General features: G+C 63.4%; 13 protein-coding genes. 5 read left to right on the top strand and 8 right to left on the bottom strand.

From position 1 onward, the window contains the following. Positions 1–216 precede the first annotated feature (216 nt). Positions 217–2337, bottom strand: a complete 2121-nt coding sequence (locus ABXS05_RS11885) for a S9 family peptidase (protein WP_311933381.1) — start codon at positions 2335–2337, stop codon at positions 217–219. A gap of 1 nt (position 2338) precedes the next feature. Beyond that, positions 2339–2746, bottom strand: coding sequence for a peptide-methionine (R)-S-oxide reductase MsrB (msrB, locus tag ABXS05_RS11880; RefSeq protein ID WP_311933380.1), 408 nt, complete (start codon positions 2744–2746; stop codon positions 2339–2341). Positions 2747–3402: 656 nt separating this feature from the next. Here msrB and ABXS05_RS11875 point away from each other — a divergent pair. Further along, positions 3403–3822 carry a Ros/MucR family transcriptional regulator gene (locus ABXS05_RS11875; protein WP_068288823.1) on the top strand — a complete coding sequence of 140 codons (420 nt, stop codon included), beginning with the start codon at positions 3403–3405 and terminating at the stop codon, positions 3820–3822. 126 nt (positions 3823–3948) lie between these two features. On the opposite strand, the gene ABXS05_RS11870 is transcribed toward ABXS05_RS11875, so the two are convergent. Both ABXS05_RS11870 and ABXS05_RS11865 read right to left on the bottom strand, forming a co-directional pair. After that, positions 3949–4368 (bottom strand): SufE family protein, encoded by a 420-nt coding sequence (locus tag ABXS05_RS11870; protein ID WP_311933379.1) that lies wholly within the window; start codon positions 4366–4368, stop codon positions 3949–3951. Positions 4369–4409: 41 nt separating this feature from the next. Continuing rightward, positions 4410–4712: a hypothetical protein gene (locus ABXS05_RS11865; protein ID WP_311933378.1), complete on the bottom strand. Its 303-nt coding sequence runs from the start codon at positions 4710–4712 to the stop codon at positions 4410–4412. Between the two features lie 353 nt (positions 4713–5065). Between ABXS05_RS11865 and ABXS05_RS11860 the strand changes: the two genes are divergently transcribed. From ABXS05_RS11860 to ABXS05_RS11850, 3 genes are read left to right on the top strand one after another with little or no spacing between them, the layout of a single operon-like run. Continuing rightward, a complete protein-coding gene (locus tag ABXS05_RS11860) occupies positions 5066–6814 on the top strand; it encodes a PAS domain-containing sensor histidine kinase (protein WP_367624062.1) in 1749 nt (582 codons plus the stop codon). Then, entirely contained in the window at positions 6807–7592 is a 786-nt protein-coding gene (locus ABXS05_RS11855; protein ID WP_367624061.1) for a peptidoglycan-binding domain-containing protein, read from the top strand. The genes ABXS05_RS11860 and ABXS05_RS11855 overlap by 8 nt, the downstream gene beginning before the upstream one ends. Continuing rightward, positions 7589–7939, top strand: a complete 351-nt coding sequence (locus tag ABXS05_RS11850; protein WP_311933375.1) for a DUF1491 family protein — start codon at positions 7589–7591, stop codon at positions 7937–7939. Before ABXS05_RS11855 ends, ABXS05_RS11850 begins: the two co-directional genes overlap by 4 nt. A gap of 265 nt (positions 7940–8204) precedes the next feature. Here ABXS05_RS11850 and ABXS05_RS11845 read toward each other — a convergent pair whose 3' ends face one another. Further along, positions 8205–8462: a hypothetical protein gene (locus tag ABXS05_RS11845; protein WP_367624060.1), complete on the bottom strand. Its 258-nt coding sequence runs from the start codon at positions 8460–8462 to the stop codon at positions 8205–8207. Positions 8463–8470: 8 nt separating this feature from the next. Between ABXS05_RS11845 and ABXS05_RS11840 the strand changes: the two genes are divergently transcribed. Then, a complete protein-coding gene (locus tag ABXS05_RS11840) occupies positions 8471–9376 on the top strand; it encodes an ADP-ribosylglycohydrolase family protein (protein WP_367624059.1) in 906 nt (301 codons plus the stop codon). A gap of 56 nt (positions 9377–9432) precedes the next feature. Here the strand turns inward: ABXS05_RS11840 and ABXS05_RS11835 are convergent, their stop codons facing one another. The 3 genes from ABXS05_RS11835 to ABXS05_RS11825 are packed head-to-tail and all read right to left on the bottom strand — an operon-like array spanning position 9433 to position 12694. Further along, entirely contained in the window at positions 9433–9960 is a 528-nt protein-coding gene (locus ABXS05_RS11835) for a DUF1254 domain-containing protein (protein WP_311933372.1), read from the bottom strand. Beyond that, positions 9957–10568 carry a DUF1214 domain-containing protein gene (locus tag ABXS05_RS11830; protein ID WP_311933371.1) on the bottom strand — a complete coding sequence of 204 codons (612 nt, stop codon included), beginning with the start codon at positions 10566–10568 and terminating at the stop codon, positions 9957–9959. The genes ABXS05_RS11835 and ABXS05_RS11830 overlap by 4 nt, the downstream gene beginning before the upstream one ends. Continuing rightward, on the bottom strand, positions 10565–12694 hold the full coding sequence (locus ABXS05_RS11825; RefSeq protein WP_367624058.1) for a transglycosylase domain-containing protein: 2130 nt from the start codon (positions 12692–12694) through the stop codon (positions 10565–10567). Before ABXS05_RS11825 ends, ABXS05_RS11830 begins: the two co-directional genes overlap by 4 nt. Positions 12695–12881: the final 187 nt, after the last annotated feature.

The raw sequence follows: 12881 nt of genomic DNA, 5'->3' as shown, positions 1-12881 counted from the left end.
AAAACGCAGCCCGCCCGTCCAGTGTTCCCGAACGGTTGCCGCGAGATCGAAGATCTTGCAGCCATCCGGGCGGGAGCCGAGTGAAGGGGTGGCGGCTAGCAGCCCCGATGCCCGCTGGAGCGGGCTGCAAGGCCGATGCACCGTCGGCGGGCAAACTTAAGCGCGATGGCGCTGGAAGGGAACTGATTTGGCAGGGTGACCGGCATGATTTTTAAGTCACGCCGCTCCCATCCTCTGCAGGGCGAAGGCCTGGACCAGCGCCACTTCCTTCAGCCGTTCGAAGCGCCCGGAAGCCCCGCCATGGCCCGAATCCATATTGACCTTGAAGATCACCGGATTGCCCTGCGGGTTCTTCTCGCGCAGCCGCGCCACCCACTTAGCCGGTTCCCAATAGGTCACGCGGGGATCGGTCAGGCCGGCGAGGGCCAGGATGGGCGGGTAGGGACGGGCGGCCACGTTGTCGACCGGGCTGTAGGAAAGAATGGTCCGGAAAGCCGCTTCGTCCTCGATCGGATTGCCCCATTCGGGCCACTCCGGCGGGGTGAGGGGCAGGCTGTCGTCGAGCATGGTGGTGAGCACGTCGACGAAGGGAACCTCTGCCACGATGGCACCGAACAGGTCGGGAGCGAGATTGGCGACGGCGCCCATCAGCATGCCGCCGGCCGAGCCGCCATGGGCGACGATCCGCTTGCGGGCCGTGAAACCGCGTTCCGCCAGATAGCTGCCGGCCGCGATGAAGTCCTGGAAGGTGTTGGGTTTCTTGGCGAGCTTGCCTTCGCGATACCAGCGCCAGCCTTTTTCCGTGCCGCCGCGAATATGGGCGATGGCATAGACGAAGCCACGGTCGACCAATGACAGCGCGTTGGTGGAAAACTGCGCCGGCATCGACAGGCCATAGGCGCCATAGCCGTAGAGCAGCAGCGGTGCCGAGCCGTCCAGGGCGGTTTCCTTGCGGTAGAGCAGGCTGATAGGCACGCTTTCGCCATCGGCCGTGGGGGCGAAGACCCGGCGGGTGACGTAGAGCGCAGGATCGTGTCCGGATGGAACCTCCTGGCGCTTACGCAGAACACGCTCGCGCGAGCGCATGTCGTAGTCATAGGTCTCGGCCGGCGTGGTCATCGAGGAATAGACGAACCGGATCCGGTCTGTCGCAAACTCCATGCCGCCATCGAGCGCGAGGGAATAGGCTTCCTCGGCAAAGTCGATGGCGTGTTCCTCGCCGCTGGACAAGGAGCGGATCACGATGCGCGGCAGGCCGTCCTCGCGCTCGAGCCGGACCAGCCAATCGGCCAGCAGCACGATGTCGAGGATATAGCGGCCCGGCTTATGCGGGATGAGGTCGCTCCAGGATGCCTGAGTTGAGGACGCCTGTGCGGGCGTCGCCAGAGGCGCGGTCATGATGCGGAAATCCTCGGCATCGTCGAAGTTGGTCAGGATCAGCAACTGATCCTTCCCGTCCGGCAAGGGGCGGTGTTCGATCTCATATTGCACGCCTTCCTGGCGCGCGGCGATCAGATGCACGCGGCTGTCGCCATCTTCGAGGCGGATCACCCGGACTTCCGAGGTTTCATGATCGTGGATGTCGATGACCGCCAGACGGCGCGACTGGGTCTGCGACAGACCGACGAACATGCCGGCGTCGGCCTCCTCATAGATGAGGCGGTCGGTACCGGCTGGGGTAGCCAAGAGATGCAGCCACACGCTGGAGGCGCGATGGTTCTCGTCGAGCCTCACATAGTAGAAGCCCGATCCATCCGCGAGCCAGACGGCCTCGCCTTCCGTATCGGGGACATTGTCGGTGAGCATTACGCCTTTCGAGGTATCGAGCAGGCGTATCGTATGGAATTCCGAACCGTTCTCATCGCAACTCCAGGCGATCAGCCGATGATCGGGCGAGGGGGCAAAACCGCCGAAGGCAAAGAAGCTCTTGCCCTTTGCGAGGGCGTCGCCGTCCAGAAGCAGCGTTTCCTCACCGCCGCCACGCGGGCGCCGGCAGAACAGGCGATGCTGTCCGCCCTGCCGGAAGCGCGAATAGTAGTCGAAGGGCCCGTCCGGAGAGGGCACCGAGGAGTCGTCGGCCTTGATTCTCCCCTTGAGCTCCTCGAACAGGACGGCCCGCAGGTGCTCGCCCTCCGCAAGCTGGGCGTCGGCATAGCGATTTTCCTGCTCGAGATGGGTCTTGATGTCGGCGGGCAGCGTCGAGCCGTCACGCAGCACGTCCTGCCAATTGTCCGCCCGCAGCCAAGCATAGTCGTCCTGTAACGCAATACCGTGAACGACGCGTTTGCTTGGCCGCTTTTCGGCAATCGGCGGCAGAATGGGGGAGGAAGTCACCATCTCATGCCTTCTGGTCGGGTGTGAAGTTCATGGCATGGCCGTTGATGCAATAGCGCAGGCCCGTAGGCGGCGGGCCATCCGGGAAGACATGGCCGAGATGGGCATCGCAAGCGGCGCAGCGGATCTCGATACGGCGCATGCCGTAGGATCTGTCCTCCAACTCGACTACGGCATCCGCGCGCACGGGTTCGAAATAGCTCGGCCAGCCGCAGCCTGAATCGAACTTAGTGTCCGACCGGAACAATTCCTCACCGCAACAGACGCAGGAATAGGTGCCTTTTTCTTTGGCGTTCCAGAAAGGTCCGGTAAAAGCGCGCTCCGTGCCGCGTTCGCGGGTAATGTGGTATTGTTCTGGAGAGAGAAGCGTCCGCCATTCCGCATCTGTTTTGTTAACTTTCTTGTTTGGCACAATTGTCTCCCAATATTTTGCCGCAAAGGGATGCTATCGAAACGGTGGACATACTTTGCGACTGATTCGACGGGCCGAGCGTTTGAAGACTATTCAGTTCGTCGTAAATAGGGGGTGGGGCGACAGTTCGCAATTCAGTGTCTTGTTGAATTCCGCGGCGGGCTTGCAAATTTGCATTTGCTGTTTGCCGAGGGTGGCAATTGTCGCAAGGGAAGCCGGTCGAATTCTAGACCTTTCTCATCGGCGCGGGATCGGCGGCAGGCGCAGCGATGCTGCGTAATGCGCTGGTTAGGTGCGCCTTTCTACAATTGCAGTCTGCTGTCGTGCCTGGCGTGACCTATCCGGTCATCAGTGCAGATCAGATAGTCCGATCGGGTGTTGCAGTACCCATTTGTGATAGGGGAGCGTCTTACGTAGGCGGTTGCATGTTTTCACGGCAGTAATCAGATGCGGCGTAGTGCAAAATTCATGCTTGTCTTGCAAAAGATCTTGATTGATAAGATTTGAGAGTTTACATCAGTGCGCAATTCGAAATTCGCGATTCCAAAGTTGCGAAGCGGATGTATGGCCTGCACTGCTGTTAATGAATGGCGCGGCAGCGTAGCCGGTGGTGAACATTTAGTTAAATCAGACCAAAAAAAGAAAGTCGATTTACCATGAGCGACGGATCCAACAACACCAACTTCATCGAGCTCGCGGCGGACATCGTCTCGGCCTATGTCAGCAATAATTCGGTTGCTGCATCGGACCTGCCCGGCTTGATCAATGAGGTCCATGGTGCTCTTCAGCGTATCACCAGCGGCGTGCAGGAAGTGCCGGCCGAGGCTCCCAAGCCGGCGGTTCCGATCAAGAAGTCGGTGACGGCTGACTACATCATCTGCCTCGAGGACGGTAAGAAGTTCAAGTCCCTGAAGCGTCACCTGCGCACGCAATACAATATCTCGCCGGAAGAATACCGCGAGAAGTGGGCTCTGCCGGCCGATTACCCGATGGTTGCCCCCAACTATGCTCAGGCCCGCTCCAACCTGGCCAAGCAGATGGGCCTCGGCCAGCAGCGTCGTCGCAAGGGACGGTAATTTCGCCACGGCCCTGCCGGGACGACAACAACAGCCGGATGCCATGCATCCGGCTGTTGTTGTTTGAAGTATATAGGGGGTGTCGCCAGTTATGGTTTGGCGCAAGACGTTCGAGGCAGGAAGCGATCAGGTCGTGACCAGGACCTGCCGCGCATCGCTGCGAATGCGTTCGACAAACGATTTCAGTCCGTTGGAACGCTGCGGCGTGAGATGTTCCTCGAGCTGCAGTTTGCGGAAGATTTCAAGTGCGTCGATGGCCAGAATCTCCGACGCGGTGCGGCCGGAATAGACGGCCACCAGGATCGCCAGGAGGCCGCGCACGATAAAGGCGTCGCTATCGCACTGAAAACCGGCCCGCCCTTCCTTCCAATGGGTGACGAGCCAGACCTGGCTGACGCAGCCTTGCACCTTGTTGGCCGCTGTCCGCGCCTCGTCGGGCAGCGGCTCCAGCGTCTTGCCGAGCTCGATCAGGTAACGATAGCGATCCTCCCAATCGTCCAGGAGTTCGAAATTCTCGATGATGACGGCGATGTCTTGGCTGCTCATCCCCTTCATATAAGTGAGATGCCGAGGAAGACAAAGCCCTCTCAGGGAATGGAAGGGCGTGGGGGCGGCAGGGCTGTGAAGCGCTGACCGGCTGGAGCGGGAGCGGCGGCGGCATCGTCACCCGGGCTGGCGAGGAGGCCAGTAAGCTGCCTGGCACCGGCGAGGCCAGCGGCGCATTGCTGGGGACTGGCGGCGCAATAGGACAAGGCGGCGCCGACGGCCTTGTCGGCGAGGGCCGTTGCCGACAGACCCGCCAGGGCCTGCTTGTCATGCTGGGCCGGCGGCGCCGGCAAGAGCAGGGCGACCACGGCAAGCCAGAACATCATGCGCAGGATGAAGAACACGTCATGGGCTCCCGATCGATGGTCAATTCTAGCATGGGCACCATCGACAGGAGCGTGACTCATCGCACGGACGGCGGCAAAGTGAAGGGATGGTTAACCCGCCAACCCGTCTTGGTGAGGAATTGTTCACCATGTTTGGCACTTGACCCGCCAAGAGGCCTTTCCAGACGCAGGAACGGCCTGGCAGGCCCATTCTCTTAGGGTTCGTTTAAAGGACGCACTGCCATGGTCGACGGGTCATGTAGGGAGCGCGGCCGCAGGGCCGTGCCGGGGCGTTGCGTCAGTTTGATTGGTTCATATCCGCCAAGGCATCCGTCGACCGCTTGGTCCACGGATCGGCGAAACACGATCCCTTGACAGCGGCCCGACATGGTGCCTTCGTCGCGATGCTGCTCGGCGCGGCGCTGTTCGGCCTGACATTGGTGCCGCCTTTCCTGGCTTTCTCCGGTGGTCCCAGCCTCGGTGTCGGCGGCATCATGGTACTGGTTGCCGCCCTGCTCGCCATTGTCTGGCGCTTGTCCGTCACCGGTCGTCTCGATGTTGCGGCTCTACTCACCGTCCTCGCCGTCTGCGGCTTTGCCGGCATCGTCGCCCGCCACAGCGGCGGGCACAGCGCCAGCGCCTATGCGCTTCTGGCCGTCGCTCCCGCCCTCGCGCTGCTGACGGGCGCCCGCAACATCGTGATCCGCGCTATCGTCCTGGCCGGCATCACCGCCATGATGATCGCTCTGGCGGGAACGAAGATGGCGCCGCCGCCCAGTCTCGGTACGCGCTTCCTCGACGGACTGGGCGTCGTGCTTGCCCTTGCTGCCGTCGGCGGCATCGTGCTGATGGAATTGCGCCTGAGGCGCTACGACCGCCAGCTCGTGAAGTCCGGCGAAGCCCGTTATACCCTGCTGGCGGAGAACATCAGTGACCTCGTGACCCGGCACGGCAAGCGCGGCCAGGTCGTCTATGCTTCGCCGGCGTCCCAGGCGCTGTTCGGTGCCGAGCCGTCCGAACTGCTCGGCCAGGGCCTGTTCGATTATGTGCATATCGCCGACCGTCCCGCCTATCTGTCTGCGCTTTCCAGCGCCGAGATGGATGGGCTGGGCTCGACGGTCGAGTTCCGCCTGCGCCGCAAGGGGGAGGGGGCTCCCGTCTTCCTGTGGGTGGAGATGCGCTGCCGGCCGCTGGGCGAGGACGAGGACCGCCAGACGGTGGCGGTCATGCAGGACATCACCGATCGCAAGGCCTATGAGCACCAGCTCATCGACGCCAAGATCGAGGCCGAGAAGGCCAATGCCGCCAAGAGCCGCTTCCTGGCCACGATGAGCCATGAGCTGCGCACGCCTCTCAATGCCATCATCGGCTTTTCGGAGCTGATGCTGAACGAGGAGATGATGAAGCTCTCGGCAGAGCGGCGGCATGAATATGCCGGCCTGATCCATGACAGCGGCCACCATCTGCTGTCGATGGTCAACGGCATCCTCGACATGTCGAAGATCGAGAGCGGCAGCTTCGAGCTGGTGCCTGAATCCTTCCAGATCCGCGACCTCATCGAGAACTGCCGCAATATCCTGCTGCTGAAGGCGCAGGAACTCGGCATCTCCCTGGAGACCGCCATCGCGCCCGACATGCCGCCGATCATCGCCGACAAGCGCGCCTGCCGCCAGATCTACCTCAACCTGATGTCCAACGCGCTCAAATTCACCAAGCGCGGCGGCCATGTCACCATCGGCGCACGCCAGGAGAAATACGGCGTCGCCCTCTTCGTCGCCGATGACGGCGTCGGCGTGGCGCGCGAGGACGTGCCGCGGCTGGGCGAGGCCTTCTTCCAGTCGACGGCCGGCAAGCCGTCCAAGGACTACGAACGGACCTATGAAGGTACCGGCCTCGGCCTTTCAGTGGTCAAGGGCCTTGCCCAGTTGCATGGCGGGCGCATGGAGGTCGACAGCCTGATCGGTCACGGTACCACCGTCACGGTTCAGCTGCCGTCCGATTGCGAAAGCGAAGCCTCGCGCCGGGCCTTTGCCAGCGGCGCCACCATTGAAACGCTGCCGGTGCGTCCGGCGGTCCAAGATCATTTTATCGAAGAAGAATTGGGGAAGAAGCGTGCGTGAAGCGTTAGCCCGTTCCGATCGCGATTTTCTGCTGTCGGACAAGGTCGAAGAGGCCCCCTCGCGTTATGTTGGTATCATGCGGGTGATCCTGCAGCGTCCGGCCGAGGTCGCGGGACTGGCGGTGATGGGGGGCCTCAGCCTTGCGATCCTGGTCAATGCTCTGGTTCTGCAGAACGGCACGCATACCTCGCCCTTCATCGCCCAGCGCGGCTCGGCCTCGTCGGCTCCTTCCGTTTCGGCGTCGGGTGCGAGCGCGCGTGGGGCTGACGATGCCGCTTCCCAGGATGCAGTTGCCGTGCTGCGGGATGTCCAGCTCGCCTTGGCCGAGCGCGGGCTCTATGACGGCCTGGCCGACGGGGTTCTCGGCCCCAAGACCACCGCGGCGATCCGCTCCTTCCAGCAGCACAATGGCATGCCGGTCGACGGCCAGCCCAGCGCGGCGCTGCTTACCAAGATCATCGCCAGTTCCAGTCCCCTGCTCACCACCGAACCGACCGCAACAGAGGCGCCCCCCGCTCCGCCCGTCGACCAGATCGCCGCGCTGATCAATGGCGAGCCGCCGGCCCCGGCCGGCCCACAGCCCGACAAACGCGTGCTTGGGGTCGAAAAGGCACTGGCCAAGCAGGGCTATGGTCCCCTGAAGGTCGATGGCTTCATGGCGGCCGACACGCGCAACGCCATCTCCCGCTTCGAGAAGGATCGTGGATTGCCGGTAACCGGCCAGATCTCGACGCGGCTGCTGCAGGAATTGGCCCGTTCCGGTACCAAGGTGGAATGAGCGCCCGGCTCAAATCCAGCCTGTTCGTCGCGGCTTATCTTCGCCGCGCCATGGCGGAGGGTGCCTTCGCCGCATTGCGCCAGCGCGGTTCCGAGGAGGCCGGGGCCATCTTCGTCAAGATCGACCATCTCGACGGCACCGCCGCGCTTTACGGCCCGGCGCCGCAATCGCTCATCACCGAGGATGATGGCGTGCGCCGCTTTGTGCGGATCACGCCGGCGGACGCCACGCCCTTGGATGCTGAGACGCGATTGCAGCGCGAATTCCGCTTCGACCCCGACCTCTGGGTCATCGAGGCGGAGGACCGTCAGGGCCGGCATTTCCTCGACCTCGCCGAGGAAAGCTGAGGCGGGCATTGCCCGAATTACCATTCGGCAATGTATCAAAACGTGATTCCGCAACCGATGGCTTTGGGTGCATAGTCTGGCCCGGACGGCCGGTGATGCCTTGCCGGACGCACCATGCCCGAAAGGCCTACGCCTATTTTGTTGGGCGCGTTTTGCCCAAAAAGGGCCAATTGGCCGTAATATCGGGGCCCGATGTGCAAAATCGCACACCGGAGTCACGCCGCAGCGACGGCGGGCGGCGTTTAGTGCGTATGTACACAGACTGTTAACTTTCCTTACCTGCTAATGACCCCAAAGCGAACGGAGTCTCGATTTCTGGTGCAATCTGCTGATAGGTCCCGCCATGAGCATCGTCCTGCCATTTCCCAAACAACCCCAAGCCCCACGCCCTCCGAGTGAACAGGAGGCCCGGGAGCCTAGTGCCGAAATCCTGTTCTTCACCGGCGTGCGTATCGAGCGCCACGTGGAAGACGATCGTCAGTCGCCCCAGCCGCGTCGTGGCGCCGGTGGTGGCAAGCGCCATCGCAAGGCGTGAGTTCCAGTGACTATCTCGACCGAGCCGAGGGAGCTCTCCTCGGGCTTGCCATCGGTGATGCGCTCGGCACCACGCTCGAATTTTCAGCCCGCGACAGCCATGCTCCCCTGACCGACATCGTCGGCGGCGGGCCATTCGCCCTTCCACGCGGGGCCTGGACCGACGACACCTCCATGGCGCTTTGCCTGGCGGCGAGCCTCCAGCAGCACGAACAATTCGATCCCCAGGATTGCATGAACCGTTTCGTCAATTGGTGGCGACACGGCTATTTGAGCGCGACCGGCGAGTGTTTCGACATTGGCGGGGTAACCAGCAAGGCCCTGGCGCGCTATGAGGCCTCGGGCAATCCGTTCGCTGGCCCGACAGCCGCCGATACCGCCGGCAACGGCTCCTTAATGAGACTGGTGCCGGTCGTCATCGCCGCTCGAGGAGATCGGCAACGTGCCCTGCGGGATGCGGCGGACCAGTCCCGCCTGACTCATGGGGCCGAGGAAGCCGTCGAGGCCTGCGTCTATTTCGCAACCCTGCTGTTCGAGGCCCTGCACGGTGCGGATCCGGCGAGCGTGCTACGGCCGAGGCACTTGCCGGAGGACCTTCCCGAGCGGCTGCGGCGTTGTGCAAGCACGGATTGGCGGCGGGTCGAACGCGATGCCATTTCCTCCAGCGGCTATGTCATGCACACGCTGGAGGCGGCGCTGTGGGCCGTATCCCGAGCCGGATGCTTCCAGGGTGCGGTGGTAGACGCGGTAAATCTGGGTGGGGACGCCGACACGATCGGCGCTGTGGCCGGCCAATTGGCCGGTGCCCTGTGGGGACGAAGCGCCATTCCGATCGCCTGGCAGCACAAGGTCGTGTGGGGCGATGAGATCATCGAGACGGCCCGCGCTCTCGCGCTGGGTTGAGAGGGTGCCGAGCGCTTTCTCTATCGAAAAATCTGTCGACGTTTCTGAACAACGCTCTAGCGACAGCTTGCGGGTTCCAGTCCCCGCTCCACATCGACCTGCTGGGTCGGTTCGGGCACGAGCGCACGCACCACGATCAGGCCCGTCGGCTCGGGGGCCTGAAGTCGCAAGGCGACCGGCAGATCCGGACCTTGCTTGGCCCTGATCTCGGCAAGCTGCGCCAGTGTGAACAAGGTCATCTCGAGCGCGCCGTTCGCGCCCGCACGGTCGGTCAGCGTGTAGAAATTGAGGCCTGCCGGCGTATAGAACGACACCGACAGAAAACCGGCATTCAGCGGAACGCGCACATGGACCGGGCCACCGGTGAGGTCGTAGCGGCAGAAAGCCGTTACGATGGCCGGGTCCGGTAGCGGCAATGGGGTCTTGTCGGCAGTCAGGATGACGAAACGTCCGAGTGGGGCGATTGCGCTCGCGCGCTGAAAGCCGGTCTGCCCGCTGAGGCGGGGTAGAGTGACGATCGTGGCCAAATGCACCACGACGCCGATGAGCAGGCCCGCGAGCGTCCATAACAGCCAGCGGATCACGGGGGGCCTCCAGCCACGCAGTCGAGCCGTTCGATTGCGGGAACGGCAATACTCCGGCCGGCTCCGAATTCCGTAGCGAGGCCTGTCGAGATCGGACTGTCATAAAGGCGCAGGATCAGGCTCATCGGTCCGGGGGAACTCGGCAGCCAGTTGCCGGGCTGGCTGTCGGGTGCCACGGTGACGGTCACCCGTCCTTCCTCGCCCCTCAGAACGGAAGCACTGGTGAAGCCGGCCCGGTTGCTGGGATTGCGGGCCAGCCTGTCGGATCGATCATAGAGGCTGAGGGTCCACCAGCGCGCCTGCGGCAGCATGGCCGAAAGGCGGTACCGGCAGGTGCCATCGAGCGCTCGCCCCGCCGAATCCTCCCACGCCGTGAAGGCAAGGCCTTCACCAGGCCCGAGAGGCAGGTCTCCACTGCGGGCGATGCGCGCGCGGCTATAGCGATCGGCCCCGAGCGGGTCGGCCAGGGGCCATGCCGTCCAGGGACCGAAGCGCAGGGCGCCGAGCTGGAAATCGGCCCCGGTAGCCCACCAGGTGAGACCGAGCCCCAGCGCGCCGCCGAGGGCAAGGGCATAGACCAGCCCCAGGATCGCGGAGAAACCTTTCATTCGATGGCCGAAACCGGCGCCGGGCGGCGCATCTGGGCTGCCTGCCTGGCAGGCGAATGATCGGCCTGCTCGATCAGGGTGGCGACGTCCCGCAGGATCTGTGTCGCGTTGCGGGTGAGGACAGGCGGCGGCGCAGGAGCCATCTGCGCCGCATCCGCCGTATCGGGGGCCGACGGTTCGGCCTTGCTGGGCTGCTGCACCGGCGGGAAGGGGGCAACGCCGGGGATCGGCCGGATTTCCACGCCTTGGTGAGCGACGGTCATCACCTGCTGCCAGGTCATGGCCGGAAGGGAGCCGCCGGTCATCTCCTCCGTGGGCTGGAAATTGTCATTGCCATACCAGACCCCACCGATGAAGTTACCGGTAAAGCCCATGAACCACGCGTCGCGATAGGAATTGGTGGTGCCGGTCTTGCCGGCCACCTTGATGCCGGGCAGCTGGGCTCGCTTGGCCGTGCCGTTTTCGACCACGCTGTTGAGCATGCCGTTCATATCGGCGATGATCTTGGGGTCGATCACCACCGGATCCTCGCGGGCGGGATCGAACTTATGCAGAAGGTCGCCCTTGGCATTGCGAATCTCCAGCGCGGCATGGGGGGGCGCCTTGTGTCCGCCGGACGAGAAGACGCCATAGGCGCCGGTCATCTCCAGGAGATTGACGGCCTCGACCCCGATCGGCAGGGCCCAGGACTCCTTGAGCTCCGTCTCGATGCCCATGGTTTTGGCCGTCTCGATGATCATGCGCCGGCCGTCGGCGGCGCTCTTGCTGAGGGCCAGGGAGATCTTGACGGGGATGACGTTGATCGAGCGGGTGATGGCCTGTGTCAGCGTGATCGGACCGGAGAATTTGTGGCCGAAATTCTGGGGACACCAGTTTCGGATGCAGACGGGCGAATCCACCACGATGGATTTGGGCGTGAAGCCGTTCATCAAGGCGGTGGCATAGACGAAGGGCTTGAAGGAGGAGCCGGGCTGGCGCAGGGCATCCGTGGCCCGGTTGAACTGGCTCTGGCTGTAATCGCGTCCGCCCACCATGGCGCGTACAGCGCCGTCAGGCTCCATGACCACGATGGCTCCCTGGTGCACGTTATAGTCCTTGCCATATTGGCGCAGATTCGATTCCAGGGCGTTTTCCGCCGTTGCCTGGATGATCGGATCCAGCGCCGTGCGCACCACGAACACGGATTCGCTGCCCAATGCCCCGTCATCGGCGAGGTCGGCGATCTCGCCATAGGCCCAGTCCAGATAATAGTCGGGTGCCTTTTCCCGCGCCCGGTCGACCGGCGTGGCCGGATTGCGGCGGGCACCGGAGACCTGGCCCTCGGTCATGAAGCCGGCGTCGACGAGATTGCTGAGCACCTGGTTTGCACGCCCACGTGCCGCTGCGAGGTTGTTGGTCGGTGCGTATTTGGTCGGTGCCTTGAACAGGCCGGCCAGCATGGCCGCTTCCGCTAGGGAGACGTCGCGCACCGACTTGCCGAAGTAATATTGCGCCGCCGCCTCGATGCCGAAGGCACCCCCGCCCATATAGGCGCGGTCGAGATAGAGCTTGAGGATTTCGTCCTTGCTCAGATGCCCCTCGAGCCAGAGCGCCAGATAGGCCTCGCGGATCTTGCGTTCCAGCGTGCGCTGGTTGGACAGGAAGAGATTCTTGGCGAGCTGCTGGGTGATCGAGGAGCCGCCCTGCACCACGCCGCTCGCCTGGCTGTTGACGGTGAGCGCGCGCAGCGTGCCGATGACATCGATGCCGAAATGATCGTAGAAACGTCGGTCCTCGGTGGCGAGCACGGCCTTGATGACATAGTCGGGCATGTCGGCCAGGGCGACGCTGTCATTGCTGCGGATGCCGCGCTGGCCGACGATGTTGCCGTAGCGATCCTCGAAAGTGACGGCGATGTCGGCGCGGCGCAACCAGTCATCGCCGATCTGGCGGATCGCCGGCTGCATCAGCATCAGGCCGAAGATCATGCCGGCCGTGCCCAGCGTCAGCCCCTCGCAGCCGACTTCCACCAGCATCCGGCGCCAGCCCGAGACCTGGAACCTGTTGGAGATGTCGGAGCCGCGCTCGATCCCGGCCCGCACTTTCTGCCACGACGCATAGACGGCGTTGTCGAGCCACGAGTCCAAACGAAGGGCGGCGCGGCTCAGGCGCTTTCGAAAGGACGGCTCTGGCTTGCGTTCAGGCACGATGGAACCAACCGGTACGCGAAAGACGTCAGGATGGACAGTCTAACCCCCGGTCGCCGATCCTGAAAGACCTGCAATTTCCCTGCCGAGATTTTCCATCGGCATGGCAAACAACGTTGCGTTCAGA

It is taken from the genome of Labrys neptuniae (assembly GCF_040797145.1).
Classification (GTDB): Bacteria; Pseudomonadota; Alphaproteobacteria; order Rhizobiales; family Labraceae; genus Labrys; species Labrys neptuniae.
The sequence above is the reverse complement of the archived record's forward strand: the minus strand, read 5'-3'. Positions and strand labels throughout refer to the sequence as shown.

Coding starts and splice junctions, on each gene's coding strand:
- ABXS05_RS11885 (WP_311933381.1), bottom strand. CDS start 2,337: ATGGTGACTTCCTCCCCCATTCTGCCGCCGATTGCCGAAAAGCGGCCA.
- ABXS05_RS11875 (WP_068288823.1), top strand. CDS start 3,403: ATGAGCGACGGATCCAACAACACCAACTTCATCGAGCTCGCGGCGGAC.
- ABXS05_RS11870 (WP_311933379.1), bottom strand. CDS start 4,368: ATGAGCAGCCAAGACATCGCCGTCATCATCGAGAATTTCGAACTCCTG.
- ABXS05_RS11850 (WP_311933375.1), top strand. CDS start 7,589: ATGAGCGCCCGGCTCAAATCCAGCCTGTTCGTCGCGGCTTATCTTCGC.
- ABXS05_RS11845 (WP_367624060.1), bottom strand. CDS start 8,462: ATGGCGCTTGCCACCACCGGCGCCACGACGCGGCTGGGGCGACTGACG.
- ABXS05_RS11830 (WP_311933371.1), bottom strand. CDS start 10,568: ATGAAAGGTTTCTCCGCGATCCTGGGGCTGGTCTATGCCCTTGCCCTC.